The organism is Photorhabdus tasmaniensis (assembly GCF_011189505.1).
Classification (GTDB): domain Bacteria; phylum Pseudomonadota; class Gammaproteobacteria; order Enterobacterales; family Enterobacteriaceae; genus Photorhabdus; species Photorhabdus tasmaniensis.
Genome location: NZ_PUJU01000007.1, coordinates 100,490 through 117,336 on the forward strand (window position 1 = coordinate 100,490; position 16,847 = coordinate 117,336).

At 43.4% G+C, this 16,847-nt stretch carries 18 protein-coding genes; 7 read left to right on the forward strand and 11 right to left on the reverse strand.

What is annotated here, in order from left to right; all coding sequences use genetic code 11:
* Positions 1–8: 8 nt before the first annotated feature.
* The 5 genes from lepA to rpoE form a co-directional block, all read right to left on the reverse strand.
* Positions 9–1,805 (reverse strand): translation elongation factor 4, encoded by a 1,797-nt coding sequence (gene lepA, locus C5471_RS04830; protein ID WP_133815345.1) that lies wholly within the window; start codon positions 1,803–1,805, stop codon positions 9–11.
* Positions 1,806–1,996: 191 nt separating this feature from the next.
* Positions 1,997–2,461 (reverse strand): SoxR-reducing system protein RseC, encoded by a 465-nt coding sequence (gene rseC, locus C5471_RS04835; protein WP_133815346.1) that lies wholly within the window; start codon positions 2,459–2,461, stop codon positions 1,997–1,999.
* Positions 2,461–3,417 (reverse strand): sigma-E factor regulatory protein RseB, encoded by a 957-nt coding sequence (rseB, locus tag C5471_RS04840; protein WP_133815347.1) that lies wholly within the window; start codon positions 3,415–3,417, stop codon positions 2,461–2,463. The genes rseC and rseB overlap by 1 nt, the downstream gene beginning before the upstream one ends.
* Positions 3,417–4,073 (reverse strand): anti-sigma-E factor RseA, encoded by a 657-nt coding sequence (rseA, locus tag C5471_RS04845; RefSeq protein ID WP_133815348.1) that lies wholly within the window; start codon positions 4,071–4,073, stop codon positions 3,417–3,419. Before rseA ends, rseB begins: the two co-directional genes overlap by 1 nt.
* 39 nt (positions 4,074–4,112) lie before the next feature.
* Positions 4,113–4,682, reverse strand: a complete 570-nt coding sequence (gene rpoE, locus C5471_RS04850; protein ID WP_133815349.1) for an RNA polymerase sigma factor RpoE — start codon at positions 4,680–4,682, stop codon at positions 4,113–4,115.
* 203 nt (positions 4,683–4,885) lie between these two features.
* Here rpoE and nadB point away from each other — a divergent pair, with 203 nt between their 5' ends.
* On the forward strand, positions 4,886–6,490 hold the full coding sequence (gene nadB / locus C5471_RS04855) for an L-aspartate oxidase (protein ID WP_133815350.1): 1,605 nt from the start codon (positions 4,886–4,888) through the stop codon (positions 6,488–6,490).
* Between the two features lie 53 nt (positions 6,491–6,543).
* Here the strand turns inward: nadB and trmN are convergent, their stop codons facing one another.
* Entirely contained in the window at positions 6,544–7,293 is a 750-nt protein-coding gene (trmN, locus tag C5471_RS04860) for a tRNA(1)(Val) (adenine(37)-N(6))-methyltransferase TrmN (protein ID WP_133815394.1), read from the reverse strand.
* Positions 7,294–7,432: 139 nt separating this feature from the next.
* On the opposite strand from trmN, the gene srmB reads away from it, so the two are divergent.
* Positions 7,433–8,770: an ATP-dependent RNA helicase SrmB gene (gene srmB, locus C5471_RS04865; RefSeq protein ID WP_133815351.1), complete on the forward strand. Its 1,338-nt coding sequence runs from the start codon at positions 7,433–7,435 to the stop codon at positions 8,768–8,770.
* A 38-nt stretch (positions 8,771–8,808) separates the two neighbouring features.
* Here srmB and C5471_RS04870 read toward each other — a convergent pair whose 3' ends face one another.
* Both C5471_RS04870 and C5471_RS04875 read right to left on the reverse strand, forming a co-directional pair.
* A complete protein-coding gene (locus C5471_RS04870; protein ID WP_133815352.1) occupies positions 8,809–9,396 on the reverse strand; it encodes an ankyrin repeat domain-containing protein in 588 nt (195 codons plus the stop codon).
* Between the two features lie 15 nt (positions 9,397–9,411).
* Positions 9,412–10,425, reverse strand: coding sequence for a Tle-like phospholipase domain-containing protein (locus tag C5471_RS04875; protein WP_133815353.1), 1,014 nt, complete (start codon positions 10,423–10,425; stop codon positions 9,412–9,414).
* 434 nt (positions 10,426–10,859) lie between these two features.
* On the opposite strand from C5471_RS04875, the gene ung reads away from it, so the two are divergent.
* Positions 10,860–11,540 carry a uracil-DNA glycosylase gene (gene ung / locus C5471_RS04880; protein ID WP_133815354.1) on the forward strand — a complete coding sequence of 227 codons (681 nt, stop codon included), beginning with the start codon at positions 10,860–10,862 and terminating at the stop codon, positions 11,538–11,540.
* A gap of 49 nt (positions 11,541–11,589) precedes the next feature.
* On the opposite strand, the gene grpE is transcribed toward ung, so the two are convergent.
* On the reverse strand, positions 11,590–12,171 hold the full coding sequence (gene grpE, locus C5471_RS04885; protein ID WP_133815355.1) for a nucleotide exchange factor GrpE: 582 nt from the start codon (positions 12,169–12,171) through the stop codon (positions 11,590–11,592).
* Positions 12,172–12,294: 123 nt separating this feature from the next.
* Between grpE and nadK the strand changes: the two genes are divergently transcribed.
* The 3 genes from nadK (at position 12,295) to bamE (ending at position 15,384) form a co-directional block, all read left to right on the forward strand.
* Positions 12,295–13,173 carry an NAD(+) kinase gene (nadK, locus tag C5471_RS04890; protein ID WP_133815356.1) on the forward strand — a complete coding sequence of 293 codons (879 nt, stop codon included), beginning with the start codon at positions 12,295–12,297 and terminating at the stop codon, positions 13,171–13,173.
* A gap of 88 nt (positions 13,174–13,261) precedes the next feature.
* Positions 13,262–14,923 (forward strand): DNA repair protein RecN, encoded by a 1,662-nt coding sequence (gene recN / locus C5471_RS04895; protein WP_133815395.1) that lies wholly within the window; start codon positions 13,262–13,264, stop codon positions 14,921–14,923.
* A 113-nt stretch (positions 14,924–15,036) separates the two neighbouring features.
* The gene (gene bamE, locus C5471_RS04900) at positions 15,037–15,384 is read left to right on the forward strand and encodes an outer membrane protein assembly factor BamE (RefSeq protein WP_133815357.1); all 348 of its coding nucleotides are present in this window, start codon (positions 15,037–15,039) and stop codon (positions 15,382–15,384) included.
* A 67-nt stretch (positions 15,385–15,451) separates the two neighbouring features.
* Here bamE and C5471_RS04905 read toward each other — a convergent pair whose 3' ends face one another.
* Both C5471_RS04905 and C5471_RS04910 read right to left on the reverse strand, forming a co-directional pair.
* Positions 15,452–15,736, reverse strand: a complete 285-nt coding sequence (locus C5471_RS04905) for an RnfH family protein (protein WP_133815358.1) — start codon at positions 15,734–15,736, stop codon at positions 15,452–15,454.
* Positions 15,729–16,163, reverse strand: a complete 435-nt coding sequence (locus C5471_RS04910; protein WP_036843021.1) for a type II toxin-antitoxin system RatA family toxin — start codon at positions 16,161–16,163, stop codon at positions 15,729–15,731. Before C5471_RS04910 ends, C5471_RS04905 begins: the two co-directional genes overlap by 8 nt.
* A gap of 157 nt (positions 16,164–16,320) precedes the next feature.
* On the opposite strand from C5471_RS04910, the gene smpB reads away from it, so the two are divergent.
* Positions 16,321–16,803: an SsrA-binding protein SmpB gene (smpB, locus tag C5471_RS04915; RefSeq protein ID WP_015833415.1), complete on the forward strand. Its 483-nt coding sequence runs from the start codon at positions 16,321–16,323 to the stop codon at positions 16,801–16,803.
* Positions 16,804–16,847 lie beyond the last annotated feature (44 nt).

The window sequence follows — 16,847 nt, forward strand, 5'->3', positions numbered from 1 at the left end:
CAAGCTTATTAATGGTCTTTTCCAACATGAAGAATGGCTAAGAAAGCTTCTTGTGGTAACTCAACGTTACCCACTTGTTTCATGCGTTTCTTACCTTCTTTCTGTTTCTGCAATAGCTTTTTCTTACGGCTGACGTCACCACCATAACACTTCGCTAAGACGTTTTTACGCAATTGCTTCACTGTTGAGCGAGCAATAATGTGATTACCAATCGCAGCCTGAATTGCGATGTCAAATTGCTGACGAGGAATGAGTTCCTTCATCTTCTCCACCAGTTCCCGGCCACGATACTGCGCATTGTCACGGTGAGTAATCAACGCTAATGCATCAACTCGCTCACCATTAATCAACACATCCACACGAACCATATCAGAAGCTTGGAAGCGAGTGAAATTATAATCCAGTGAAGCATAACCGCGGGATGTAGATTTCAATCTGTCGAAGAAATCCAAAACCACTTCAGCCATCGGTATTTCGTAAGTCAGTGCAACCTGTTTACCATGGTAAACCATGTTAGTTTGCACCCCACGTTTCTCAATACACAACGTAATGACATTCCCCAAATATTCCTGGGGCAACAACATATGACACTCGGCAATCGGCTCACGCAACTCTTCAATATTATTCAGTGGCGGCAGCTTAGATGGGCTGTCCACATAGAGAATATCATGGCTGGTCGTTTCCACTTCATAAACAACAGTTGGCGCAGTGGTAATGAGGTCAAGATCATATTCACGCTCCAGACGTTCCTGAATGATCTCCATATGCAGCAGACCAAGGAAACCACAACGGAAACCAAAACCCAGTGCAGTCGAGCTTTCCGGTTCATAGAACAAAGATGCGTCATTCAGACTCAACTTACCCAATGCGTCACGGAATCCTTCATAATCATCAGAGCTGATAGGAAACAGCCCGGCATAAACCTGTGGCTTGACTTTCTTAAATCCCGGGAGTGGTTTTTCCGCTGGTTGCCGGGCCAGTGTCAATGTGTCCCCCACGGGTGCACCAAGAATGTCTTTAATCGCACACACCAGCCAACCCACTTCACCACAACCCAGCACATCACGGTCAACACGCTTAGGAGTGAAAATCCCGAGACGATCAGCGTTATACACTTGGCCGGTACTCATCACCTTGATTTTGTCGCCTTTACGCAGGGTACCGTTTTTAATCCGAACCAGGGAGACAACACCAAGGTAGTTATCAAACCATGAGTCGATAATCAGTGCCTGTAACGGCGCATCAGAATCACCTTCCGGTGCTGGAATCTCCTTAACCAAACGCTCAATGACGTCCTGTACGCCTACACCCGTTTTTGCTGAACAACGCACGGCATCGGTAGCATCAATACCGACGATATCTTCGATCTCTTCCGCCACACGCTCAGGTTCAGCCGCCGGTAAATCGATTTTGTTCAGAACAGGAACAACTTCCAGATCCATATCCAGCGCGGTATAACAGTTAGCCAGTGTCTGAGCTTCCACTCCCTGTCCGGCATCAACCACCAGCAACGCCCCTTCACAGGCAGCCAACGAGCGAGAAACTTCATAGGAGAAGTCTACGTGCCCCGGGGTGTCGATAAAGTTCAATTGATAGAGTTGACCATCATTCGCCTTGTAATCCAGAGTGACACTTTGTGCTTTAATGGTGATACCACGCTCACGCTCAAGATCCATAGAATCCAGCACTTGCTCTGCCATCTCACGATCTGTTAAACCACCACAAATTTGAATAATGCGGTCAGATAACGTCGATTTACCGTGGTCAATGTGAGCAATAATGGAGAAATTTCGTATTTGCTTCATTATAAATATTTTTCTGCCTTGATATTTCTGAATCATTCGCCTAATGGACACACAGAGGGACATAAAGCGACGGTTTATAGGCCGGCCACCGGCCGGAAAGGCTGTATTCTACATGCCAAATCTACGAAAACCTAGTCATGCCTGTGGCTTTAAATATGAGGCATTAAAAGCTCTGGATGATTAAAACAGATTTATTCCTGATGCTGAATATGAATTGCATCAGGAGGCAAGCCGATTTGTAAAACGACGGGTTGATATTCCTGCTGATTATCCCAATAAGAGGCAACTTTGCGGGCAAGGAAGAACCCTAATGCGCCTCCTAAAACACCACCACAAAATACCCATAATTGATTGGTTACCCATAGCTGAAAAAGCGCCCCTCCCAGGAATAACCCAATAAGTGGTGTCAAATAAACCAGCAACGCTGAACGTAATAAGTTCCCTTCCGGGATCCCGACTTCCACTTTCTGCCCTGGCTGTAACGGCTGTAAAATCTCAAGTTCGAGCTGATGTATGCCATCAGACCCCAATTTATTCAGTAAATAAGAACCGCACGTCGTGCGTGCCTGGCAACTGCTACAACCAGAAGAGGAACCATAACGTAATAATACCCTCCCCTGTTGCCAGCGGATTACCGTCGCCCACTCTTTGACCATCAGTTAGCTCCTATAAACGCGACACCCGCAGCAACACCCTTGGCGGTTGCCAGAGGTAATTCACCAATAATTGTCACCTCATTAGCTCCACGTATTACACTATAGATCGTTCGGTGCCCGCGTCGGAGAGGATGTTCCAACTTACCGGTTTTATCAGCATTAGTCACATTCACTGAAAAACTGAATAAACCATCGCTGAACATGATGGACTCAAGCGAGTCAACATTTGACAGTTTACGCCGATTACGTGAAACCTCGGTGAAACCATCCGGCAATTTCCCTACTTTCCAGTTGAATACCACTTTTTCTGACGATGGAATTACCAGCATGGGTGGCATATTCAGACGGGTAATAACACTCATTGCATTATCGATATCGCCACCTATTATGGAGGAAACAACCCGAAATTGCTCAAGTGTTTCACTATCACGATCAAGTAAATCGATACGTAATGGCAAATGCGTTTTTTCATCGATCAGTAAAATATAATTATAACGCACTTCATCTTTAGAAATGATGCGTACAACCCGACAAGGTCTGTCGCCTATATGAGTACGGCCAACGTCGATGAAATTGTAGTATTTTTTCAACTGAGTGAAGTCAGCAAAAATAACGGCAGGTAAATAATCAATAATATGATCACCATTAAGACTGAAAGCATCCAATCCAGGTTCAAAATAACTGATCTCATTACCACGCTGGACAATCTCCCTGCGGGAACCATCCATCTGCATGATTTGAGCAATTGGAATACCATTGATAATGGCGTGACGATAACGAACTGAGACAATAGCCTGCTGACTGAGATTAATAAAAGCAAGCTCGTAAGTCAGGGACTGAGTAGCATTACCCATCTCCTGCAACAAAGCCTCAGCGCTGCTGAATTGCGCCGAGACTTGTAAAGGAGTAAACAGGCTGCCCGCCAGCAAAGAGACGGAGAACCAGATATGTTTCATTATGGCTGTTGCGTTCCTAACGATTGCGTTCCGGGAACCGGAATAGCAACCGGTAATGGAATTCTCCGTCTGTCATTTTGTTCAAAATGCACACGGCGGTCGAACTCATATTGTTGCAGCATAATATTAATGCGTTTATTACGCTCCTGCACCTGAATACGCTGATCATTGCCAAACATATCATCACCGGAAGGCACTCCCAAACTCACCGGAGAAGCAGATCCCATCATTGGCAATGTGTTAAATGCCGGCGTATCAGATTGATATTCAAGATCCACCGCATTATGACTATTGTATTGTTGCACACCTATCAATACTGCCAGCGAAACACAGGCCGCAACACCCACTTGAGTAATTTGACTTGCCCAAGGGCGAAGTTTTTGCCAAAACGGCATTCTTTGCCAAGTCTCTGGCTGCGGCTGAGATTCAGGAACAGCCCCAGGGTTAAAATGCACAGGTTCTTTTTCAAGTGCTAATGCGACCCGGCTCGCAATATCCATATGCAATACTCCGGTCACATCACCACGCAATGCATCACGTATCAAGTGGTAATTTTCCCAGCGTTTCTGCATGGCAGAATCTTTAGATAAAATACTAACGACTTCACTATCAAGAGTTTCGCCATCCATCAGTGCGGAAAGTTTTTCTCTTTGCATGTCAAAGTACCCTTCAGTATTGTTCCACTATTTTTAATTTTAAATCAGTGGTTGAATTTTATCATCAATGGCTTCCCTTGCACGGAAGATACGGGAACGAACAGTACCTACCGGACACCCCATAACAGCCGCTATTTCTTCATAGCTTAACCCATCTAATTCCCTTAGCGTTATAGCCATTCGCAAATCTTCAGGAAGAGACTCAATGGTTCGGAAAACCACCTGCCTTAACTCTTCTGACAACATTAAATTCTCAGGGTTCGAAATTTCTTTTAGTGCATTTGAAGCTTCATAATTTTCTACGTCATTGACATCCAAATCACTGGATGGCGGACGCCGCCCTTGAGAAATCAAATAGTTCTTCGCAGTGTTAACTGCTATACGATACAACCAAGTATAAAAAGCACTATCGCCACGAAACGAAGCCAATGCCCGATATGCTTTAATAAATGCCTCCTGCGCAACGTCAGGAACATCACCCTGCGGAATATAGTGGGATACAAGACTCGCCACTTTATGCTGATATCTGATTACCAGTAGGTTAAACGCCTTTTGATCACCTTTCTGCACTCGCTCAACCAGCATTTGATCCGTTAACTGCTCGCTCATCCGAGGTTAAATCTCCCGAAGCAAAGCTCCACATTTATATTTATTGAACCAACCATGATGTCCCGTTTTTCTAAGCAAGCATGGCTTTGAGTAATAAAATTCTGCGAAGTTCAATTTCTGTCATCATTTTGTTGCAATCATAGCCTTTATCCTATCTGATAGGTTAACATGATTTTACCCGTCATCTTCATACATCATCAATTATGAAATCATTATTCCCGCAACATTACAGCGATGTCCTTATCATAGGCAGCGGTGTAGCTGGTCTGTCTCTAGCTTTACGGCTGGCCTCACAATATAAAGTCACTGTATTAAGTAAGAGTATTCTCAGCGAAGGCGCATCCTATTATGCACAGGGGGGTATCGCCGCTGTATTCGATAAAACAGACAGTATCGCATCTCATGTTGAAGATACCCTTATCGCCGGAGCAGGACTTTGTGATAGAAGCGCCGTTGAGTTTACCGCCAGCAGCGCTCGTCATTGCGTGCAATGGCTGATTGATCAGGGTGTTTTATTTGATACAGAAACCCGTGAAGATGGCGAAAAGCAATATCATCTGACCCGTGAAGGTGGACACAGTCATCGGCGTATTTTGCATCATGCTGATGCAACCGGCAAAGAAGTCGAAACCACACTGGTTGAAAAAACCATGTCTCATCCGAACATCACAGTAAAAGAGCGTTGCAACGCAGTTGATTTAATTACTTCAAATAAAGCCCAATTCGATGGTAATAACCGGGTCGTTGGCGCTTATATTTGGAACCGCCAGCAGGAACAGGTGGATACCTATCGCGCTAAGGTTGTTGTACTGGCAACCGGTGGTGCAGCTAAAGTCTATCAGTACACGACGAATCCCGATATCTCATCTGGTGATGGCATAGCAATGGCATGGCGCGTGGGCTGCCGTATCGCCAATCTGGAATTTAACCAGTTTCACCCGACCTGCCTTTTTCACCCACAGGCGCGTAATTTCCTGCTAACAGAAGCCCTGCGAGGTGAAGGTGCTTATCTGAAACGACCGGATGGCAGCCGCTTTATGCCTGATTTTGATGAGCGCGCTGAACTGGCACCCCGCGATATTGTTGCACGGGCTATTGACCATGAAATGAAACGCCTTGGTGCTGACTGCATGTTTCTGGATATCAGCCATAAACCAACTGATTTCATTATCCAGCATTTTCCGATGATCTATGAAAAACTGCTAACGCTGGGATTTGATCTGACAAAAGAACCGATTCCCATCGTTCCTGCCGCGCATTACACCTGTGGTGGCATAGTCGTCGATCATCAGGGCCACACTGACCTCAACAACTTATATGCTATCGGTGAAGTCAGCTATACTGGCCTGCACGGTGCAAACCGTATGGCATCCAATTCCCTGTTGGAGTGTCTGGTTTATGGCTGGTCTGCGGCGGAAGACATCCAACAACAAATTGAAAAAATCGAAGAGGTGCCAGAACTCCCTTTCTGGGATGAGAGCCGTGTTGACAATTCAGATGAACAAGTCGTCATTCAACACAACTGGCACGAATTACGTCTATTTATGTGGGATTACGTTGGTATTGTGCGTACGACCAAACGCCTGGAACGCGCATTGCGTCGTATTAATATGCTGCAACAGGAGATTCATGATTATTATTCCAATTTCAGAATCTCTAATAATTTGCTGGAATTACGCAATCTGGTGCAAGTCGCTGAATTAATCGTACGTTGTGCGCTGGAAAGGAAAGAGAGCCGGGGCCTGCATTTTACGCTGGATTATCCCGATTTACTGCCAGAATCGAAGCCAACAATTTTAACCCCTTGATTTTTACCAGCATAACCACGCTCCGGCGTGGTTTTTTCAATAATGTGATTCTTTCAATAATAGAGATAGAAATCCGTGACTAATTGCTGAAATTCCCGTGTATATATACCATCTGGCTGACGAATGACCAATTCACTGATTAAGCCCGTTTCTTCCTTACGGGAAAATGCCAATAACACCCGGTGTAATGGCTTACCTTGCCTGTCGCGGATATTGACTCGATGATGAGAAAACCACCCCATCTGACATGCCATTGTTTCAAATACTTCACCAATAACATACGGCAATACCACACAAAACAGACCATCAGGTGTCATCAACTTCTCTACATATTGTAATAACCGCTGATGAGTTAGAGTGCTGGTATAACGAGCCTGTTCCCTTGCCTCATTCCGGCAAGCAACAGCCGGTTCAAAATAGGGTGGATTACTGACAATCAAGTCATAACATTTTGAATACCGATCAGCGAAATCACCAATATCCTGCTGATAAACATTTATTTTTCTCTGCCACGGAGATTGCTCTATATTCTCTTGAGCCTGTAATGCAGCATCGGTATCCAGTTCTACTGCGTCAATTTTGGTATTCTCATCTGTACGCTGTGCCAACATCAAAGCAATTAACCCGCTGCCGCAACCGATATCCAAAATTGCTTTTTTGCCACTAACCGGAGCCCACGCGCCCAATAGAACACCATCGGTCCCTACTTTCATTGCACATCGGTCATGGCCGACAAAAAATTGCTTAAAAGTGAATCCTCCCCGGCGACAAGGTTGTTTCTGTTTCAAATTAATAACCTGCATCTGTGTTAGCACAAAAAAATTTTGCCATAGAATAAGGGTTATTATGTTCCGATAAAAGCTATCTGCCTTAATGACAGCTTTAATAGATGAACAATACGCCCAACCTGTTTATAATCGGCGGCCTAAACAGAGGTATATAATGACTGCAACAAACTTTTCTGAGCTCGATCTTGATGAACGCCTGCTTGATGCTCTAAATGATAAAGGTTACTCCCGCCCAACAGCAATTCAGGCTGCTGCTATTCCGGCAGCAATGGATGGACGTGATGTTCTGGGTTCCGCGCCTACTGGAACAGGTAAAACCGCAGCTTACCTGCTGCCAATTCTGCAACACTTACTCGATTTTCCACGCAAAAAATCTGGTCCGCCACGTATTTTGATCCTGACACCAACCCGTGAACTGGCAATGCAAGTGGCAGACCAGGCAAAAGAACTGGCGGCACATACCAATCTGGATGTTGCTACGATTACCGGCGGTGTGGCCTATATGAACCACGCAGAAGTTTTCAGCGAGAATCAGGATATCGTCGTCTCCACCACCGGCCGTCTGCTGCAATATATCAAAGAAGAAAACTTTGATTGCCGGGCAGTTGAAACACTCATCCTCGATGAAGCAGATCGTATGCTGGATATGGGATTTGCCAATGATATTGAAACCATCGCGGGTGAAACCCGTTGGCGCAAACAGACCATGCTGTTCTCTGCGACTCTGGAAGGAGAAGCCATCCGTGATTTTGCAGAGCGTCTGTTGGAAGATCCGGTTGAAATTGATGCAGAGCCGTCACGCCGTGAACGCAAAAAAATTCAGCAATTCTACTACCGTGCAGACAGTCAGGAACACAAAACAGCCCTGCTTTGCCATTTACTGAAACAACCGGATGTCACTAAATCCATTATTTTTGTTCGCAAACGTGAACGTGTACATGAGCTTGTAGACGGACTGCGTCAAGCCGGTATCAAAGCCTGGTTCCTCGAAGGGGAAATGGTACAGGCTAAAAGAACGGAAGCTGTTAAGCGTTTGAATGATGGCAGTATCAATGTTCTGGTTGCCACTGATGTTGCTTCCCGCGGATTAGATATTGATGATATCAGTCATGTTTTCAACTTCGATTTACCACGCACCGCCGATGTTTACCTGCATCGTATCGGCCGGACGGCTCGCGCTGGTCGCAAAGGTACCGCAATTACCTTAGTGGAAGCACATGATCATGTTTTATTGGGTAAAATCAGCCGCTATCTGAACGAACCACTGAAGTCGCGGATTGTTGATGAACTTCGCCCAACAACCAAATCACCAAGTGAGAAAACCAGCAATAAGCCATCGAAAAAAGTATTGGCTAAACGCAAAGAAAAAAAGAAAGCGGAAGAATCGAAGAAAAAAGAAAAAATTCGTCATCGGGATAGCAAAAATATTGGTAAACGCCGTAAACCTTCTGGTAATCCAAAACCTGAAGTTCCAACCGTTAGTGATAAGTAAATCTTTAAACGGGCCAGTTGGATCAGCCCGTTTATATTTTATTTCAAATAATATCGGCTGATTTGTTGAGCTTTCAGCCAATTATTAACTTTATCATATTCAGCCTGCATCTCATGGCTGCGTACTTTTAACGGTGTAAGACTGAAATAGATCTGGAACGTTGACTGTTGCTTATTCTGTAATGTGGGATCAGCACCTGATTTCAACAATATTAACGCCAGTTCTGGTGAATTAATTTTAGCCGCAATATGTAACGGAGTATCCCCAACCCGATTAGCCAAGTTGGGGTTAGCTCCTGCCATCAGCAGTAATTTAGCCTGAATTTTTCTCCTTACCTGAACCGCAGCATGTAAAGGTGTTGCTAAAGTGACAGGATGAGTAATATTTACATCAGGCATGAATGATAATAAAGATTTGAGATAATCAGGATTGCTGATTTTTGCAGCCGTATGTAAAGCACTTTCTTGTTGTAAACCCGGTTGAGCAGGATCAGCCCCCTCTTTCAGCAAAGTATTAATATCATTCATTCGCTGATTGAATATAGCCCATTGCAACGGATTTATATTTTCTTCATCCTGCTGAAAATTCGGTTCAGATTCAAACTCAACGACTTCACAAATTTTCATAATATCCCTTTACAATCATACAGAAATGCTCAGATTGGGTTCGTTAAACATCACCAAAGACTCTTCTTGCTGTTCATTATTTAAAGATATCCAAGGTTTATATATCGTTAATAATTCCAACACCTTCTTAAGAGAATGTGCATTGAATCCACGCATCAGAGAGGGAAACCATTTATTCGATTCTTCCAAATCACCATTATATTTCAGTAAAATTTTATGCCCTATCGGCTGGGATACTGGCAGTTTTTGTTGTAATGAATCAAGCAAGTCATATTCCACAACATAATGCCGTATCAACCCATTCTCAGCTATATTTCTGCCCCCTTGTGGTGAAAGCCCCAGATTTTTCATCATACTGTCGGAAACACCGGCTGAATTAAATATCACCGCAGGCTTGCCAACTGATAATGCAGCTGTTGCGGCTAATCCTCCCCCCAAAGAATGCCCAGTAAATAACATATTTTCCCCAAACGCTATTCTGGCAGTACGAGCTAAATCAACAGCCTGATGGTATTGCGCTTCATCAAACCCAAAACCTTGCCGTAAGTTAGTCAATATATCTTTCAAATCATTAGTACCCGCAAAAGCAACGATATGGAGATCACCATTACGATAAATACCTGCCTGAAAACCCGTTGTTTCATTTCTCAAATTTGCCGGTTCTATTCCTGCATTTAATAACTCGCCATCAGAAAGACGGACATAATCACCAATTCCCATAGTGGTTTTTATATAGACATCATCAGAGATCAACGCTAACATATAATCAATTTCATGAGATTGCTTACCATTAATCTGTTCAGCTTTAATTCCTGTCATTGATTTTAAATTGATGTTAATACTCTGTTCATTAACTAATGATTGATAAATTCTATTGTTCTTTTTAGTCGTTTCTGAGAGGGAAGAGACTTCAGTGGCCGCTTTCTTAATATTCTCGGTTGGAACAGAAGGTGATGTAACAAGTTGAAGATTATTTAAAATAGGAAAATCTGAACCTATTGATAGATTGATACCAATTGATAAACTCATAAAATTCCCTAACGATAGTTGAAAATAATTAGCTATTTAATTGGTGCAATTAATCTATCGGCAGGGGACAACATAAAGCTAAATAAATGTTTAAAAATTGTTAACAAAAATAATAAATTGTGATTTATATCTCTGATATCAGAGTAATTTCTACCTAGTATTTATCAGCAGCTTGTATACCAACACAAATGAGGATACCTATTGATTCAGCTCAGTTAATTTCATATAGTTACTATAAATATATTGCAACCTTATGGTTTAAATAAATATTTATAGCCAACTACAGAGAAATTATTTTGATAAATTTTCAAAAACACTTTACAACATTGAAATATTTATCAAAAATTCCGTTTTAGTGTTCATTAAAGGTTTCCCTCTGATTTTGGAATCGGTAAGCTAACGTCCATCTGGTAATTATATAAAAAGGATTTGCTATGTCCGCATCTCTTACATGGCACGACGTGATCGGTAACGAGAAAAAACAACCTTACTTTCTCGACACACTGACTTATGTCGCAAAAGAACGTCAGGCAGGTAAGACCATTTATCCGCCGCAACAGGATGTATTTAATGCATTCCGCTACACCGAATTGGCTGATATTAAGGTTGTGATACTTGGGCAAGACCCTTACCACGGCCCTAATCAGGCACATGGCCTCTCTTTCTCAGTTCAGCCTGGTATTCCTGCGCCACCTTCACTGGTCAATATGTACAAAGAGCTGGTATCCGATATACCCGGTTTCCAAAGCCCAAATCACGGCTGCCTCATCAGTTGGGCCAAACAAGGGGTTCTCCTGCTCAATACCGTATTAACCGTAGAACGTGGTAACGCTCACTCTCACGCAAATCTGGGCTGGGAAACGTTCACTGATAAAGTCATTGCCGCGATTAACGAGAACCGTTCAGGCGTAATTTTTCTTCTTTGGGGGTCTCACGCCCAGAAAAAAGGCAACTTTATTGATACCAATAAACACCATGTTCTCAAAGCGCCTCACCCTTCTCCACTATCTGCCCACAGAGGATTCTTTGGTTGTAAACACTTTTCAAAAGCCAATGAATTGCTGGAAAAACAAGGAATGGCACCAATTAACTGGACACCTGAGTTGCCACAGTAAAAAAATGCCGCCCCGGTTGGAGCGGCATTGATTATCTACACTGCTAAAATTACTTTGATACGGCTACCATTGCCGGGCGCAATAAGCGCCCATTTAAGGTATACCCTTTCTGCATGACCATCATGACATGATTCGGCTCATGCTGATCGGATTCCATCATGGTCATGGCCTGATGCACTTCAGGATTAAAAGGAACATCTGTGTCGCCAACAACTTCAATACCAAATTTACTCACAGCCCCGAGGAAAGATTTTAACGTTAGTTCAATACCTTCAAGCATGGGTGCTATTTCGGTATTGGTACGATCCGCTGCCTCCAGAGCACGCTCAAGATTATCAATCACCGGCAACAGTTCATTAGCAAATCTTTCCAACCCGAATTTATGGGCTTTTTCTATATCTTGCTCAGTACGACGACGGATGTTTTCAACTTCAGCTTTAGCACGCAAAATGGCGTCACGTTCACGCTGTTGCGCCTGTCTGAGCTGTTCTTCCAGCTCTGCGACTCGTGGCTCAACAACGCTTTCAGTCTCTGATGCTTCTGCTTTATCCGCACTGTTTTGCTGTTCAGATACAACTTCCATATCTTCCGAGACTTGCTCGTCAGGCATTTTTTGTTCTTTACTACTCATGAATATCTCCGCGTATTTGGCATTAATCTCGCTACTTAGCTTATTATGGGGATCTAAACTGGGGATTCAAGGGAACCCGTCATATTGTGAGGACAAAACCTCTTGCTGAAGGAAATTACAACGATGAATAAAAAATTCAAATGCATTGGCATTGTTGGTCATCCTCGTCACCCAGAAGCACTCGCTACTCATGAGATGCTTTATCATTGGTTAAAGTCCAAAGGTTACTGCGTCATTGTTGATCGCCAGGTAGCCAAAGATATTGGTTTAAAAGATGCACAGACCGGCGGCCTGACTGAAATTGGTAAACAAGCTGATTTGGCCGTCGTTGTTGGTGGCGACGGCAATATGCTGGGGGCTGCCCGAGTTCTTTCCCGTTATGACATTAAAGTCATTGGAATTAACAGAGGTAATCTGGGTTTTCTGACAGACTTAGATCCTGATAATGCTCTGCAACAACTTTCTGAAGTACTGGATGGCGAATACCGGAATGAACAACGTTTCTTGCTGGAAGCACAGGTCAGAAGAAACGGGCAGAAACCCCGTATCAGTACCGCAATCAACGAAGTCGTTCTCCATCCGGGGAAAGTGGCTCACATGATTGAATTCGAAGTTTATATTGATGAACGTTTTGCTTTTTCCCAACGCTCTGACGGATTGATTATCGCAACACCAACAGGTTCGACTGCTTACTCACTTTCCGCCGGGGGACCGATTTTGACACCTAACTTGGATGCTATCGTCTTGGTGCCGATGTTCCCGCATACATTATCTGCTCGCCCATTGGTCATCAGTAGCGAAAGCAGCATCAGACTGAAATTTTCCCAAAACAGCAGCGATTATGAAGTCAGTTGTGATAGCCAGATAGTTCTGCCTATACAGGATGGAGAGGATGTAATTATTAGCCGCAGCAAACAGAAGCTCAATCTCATTCACCCTAAAGATTATAATTACTTCAATATATTAAGCACAAAACTAAGCTGGTCTAAAAAAATGTTCTAAAAAAACAGGTCTCACTACTTTACTGTATAAAAAACCAGTTTATACTGTATGGAAATACAGAGGTGTTTTTATACACAGGAGAGGCATGATGCTCACCCAGTTAACTATTAGCAACTTTGCCATTGTTCGTGAGCTTGAAATTGATTTCCGGTCAGGTATGACAGCTATCACAGGTGAAACCGGTGCCGGTAAATCCATTGCAATTGATGCATTAGGTTTATGTCTGGGTAATCGAGGTGAAACCAACATGGTACGTAACGGTGCTTCTCGTGCTGATATTTGCGCCCATTTTTCTCTTTCTGATGCACCTTCTGCCCGCCAATGGTTGGAAGAACGTCAACTTGATGACAGTAATGAATGCTTGCTGCGTCGTACCATAACTTTAGATGGACGCTCAAGGGGCTTTATCAATGGAACGGCTGTACCACTTTCCCAATTACGTGAACTGGGCGCTCACCTTATTCAGATTCACGGTCAACATGCCCACCAATTACTCTTGGAGAGTGGTCACCAAAAACGCCTGCTCGATACTTACGCTAATCAGTTCAATCTGCAAAATGAGATGAAACAGGTCTATCAAAAATGGCACCAAAGCTGTCAGGATCTGGCTCAATTCCAGCAACAGGCCCTTGAGCGCCAATCTCGTCAACAGTTGCTGGAATATCATCTGAAGGAGCTAAATGAATTATCCCCGCAGCCAGGTGAATATCAAGAACAAGATAATGAATACAAACGACTGGCAAACCGTGGTCAGCTATTATCGGTCAGTCAGAATGCCCTCCTGCTACTGAGTGATAATGATGAGCAAAATATTATCAGTCTGCTAAATCACGCTAAATACGAACTGGCAGAACTCATCACAATGGATAATAAATTCGGTAACCTGCTGACTATGCTGGAAGAAGCATCCATCCAAATTAATGAAGTCAGCGATGAACTCCGCCACTATGGTGATCAACTGGATATGGATCCAAATCGTCTGTTTGAACTGGAGCAGAAAATTTCGCAGCAAATCAGAGTAGCCCGTAAACACCATGTTGTACCGGAAGAGCTTTCCTCACTATATCAACAACTACGGGAAGAGCAGCAACTGCTGGCACAACAAGAAGATGACTGTGCTCATCTCAGTGAACAGGTTAACAGACACCATAAACAAGCATTAGAAGTAGCAGAAAGGCTGCATCTGGTTCGCCAGCAATACGCTAAAGAGTTAAGTGAGCTAATCACCAACAGTATGCATCAGCTTTCCATGCCTCATGGTCGCTTGACCGTTGATGTCTCTTTTGCGCCTGAATACTTAAATGCTGATGGCGCAGATAAAGTTGAATTTAATGTCACCACTAACCCTGGTCAGCCACACCAATCACTGGCAAAAGTTGCCTCAGGTGGTGAACTTTCTCGTATTGCACTGGCAATTCAGGTTATAACGGCCAAGAAAATGGAAACTTCAGCCCTGATATTCGATGAAGTGGATGTGGGTATCAGTGGCCTGACAGCCGCAATTGTCGGTCGTCTGTTACGTGAATTAGGCGAATCTACACAGGTCATGTGTGTTACTCACCTGCCTCAGGTAGCTGGTTGCGGTCACCAGCATTTTTATGTTAGTAAACAGACTGATGGTGAAGAAACTGAAACTCAGATGCAATTACTGGATAAGAAAGCCAGATTACAAGAGCTGGCGCGGCTTCTTGCAGGTAGTGAAGTCACAAAAAATACCCTGGCGAACGCAAAAGAGCTGTTGGCAGCATAATATGACACAACTTTTACGGATATTTGGGGTCATAGCTAAAACTTGTAGAGGTTTTCAATCTCGTCAAGGTCTATTATTATCAACATCCTGACTCCTAAAGGAATGTAATTACCATGCGCTGTAAAATGTTGACTGTCGCTGCTGTATCATTCGTTATGCTGACTGCGGGTTGCTCTACCCTGGAACGGGTTGTTTATCGCCCTGATATTAATCAGGGGAACTATCTGACATCTGCTAATGTATCAAAAATCCACAAAGGGATGACCCAGCAACAGGTAGCCTATACATTAGGAACACCCATGTTACAAGATCCGTTTGGTACTCAAACATGGTTTTATGTGTTTCGTCAGCAACCTGGGCATGAAAAAGTGACTCAGCAAACCCTAACACTGACGTTTGACAGTAAAGGTGTACTGACTGATATTAAAAACGAAAACTCACTTACTGAGAATCTTCAATAATCAAAGAGATATAGACAGCGAGTCATAAAAGCAGATGACTCGCTGTCTATTGACAAATTATTGAGCATTATTTTTTAGCCCGTTCAGCACGCTTACGACGCATTTCTTTTGGATCGGCTAACAGTGGACGATAAATTTCCACCCTATCACCCTCTTCCAAAATATCCGTCAGCTTGGCGGGACGGCTATAAATTCCAACTTTATTTTTTTGCAGATCAATATCATTACGCAAAGTCAGCAGACCTGATGCAACAATTGCCTGTTCTACAGTCACCCCTTGGGGCAATTTCACAGTACGCAGATATTGGCGGTCAGGCAATGCATAAATAACTTCGACATTGATATCAGGCACTATAAACCTCACGTGCACGCAGAGTAAAAGCCTGTATCATACTTCCGGCCAACTCCTTAAAAATCTTGCCGAAAGCTAATTCAATCAGCTTATTAGTAAATTCAAAATCAAGGTGAAGCTCAACTTTACAGGCATCTTCACTCAGAGGTATGAACTGCCAGCCTCCCATCAACTTACGAAAAGGCCCATCCACCAGTTGCATATTAATGCTTTGGTTATCAGCCAGGATATTCCGGGTAACAAAAGTCTTGCTTATACCTGCTTTAGAAACATCGACTGACGCCGTCATTTCATGACGGCTGATGCTCAACACACGGCTGCCGACACATCCTGGTAGAAAATCCGGATAAGAACTCACATCATTGACCAATTTGTACATTTGTTCCACGCTATATGGTACTAACGCAGAGCGACTAATCTGTGGCATATCATTTCCTGTAAGGCTCAATTGTGGCAAATAATATCACCTATACGCGATTAAAGAAAAACCTGTCAGCGTATAATGCAATAAATACTCATTAATCAGCAAATATGCTGCGGGAAAAGATTTCTTTCATCAAAGCATTCAGTATAATGCATACACTATGACAAAGAAAAAAGCACACAAACCCGGTTCGGCAACCATTGCCATGAATAGACGAGCCCGTCACGAATACTTCATTGAAGAAGAATTTGAGGCTGGCCTCTCGTTACAAGGATGGGAAGTCAAATCACTGCGCGCTGGTAAAGCAAATATCAGCGACAGTTACGTTTTACTCAAAGATGGCGACGCTTATCTTTTTGGTGCCACCATTACTCCGTTAAATGTAGCTTCTTCCCATGTCGTCTGTGATCCTATGCGTTCACGCAAACTCTTACTCAACCAACGCGAACTTGACTCATTATATGGTCGAGTCAATCGTGAAGGTTATACCGTTGTTGCCTTATCCCTCTATTGGAAAAACGCTTGGTGCAAAGTCAAGATTGGTGTAGCAAAAGGTAAGAAAGCGCACGATAAACGTTCAGATATCAAAGAACGTGAATGGAAATTAGACAAAGCACGTATTATGAAGAATGCCGGACGATAATCTCTGGCATTATAGTTTAATATTCTGATATACTTGTTTTTAAC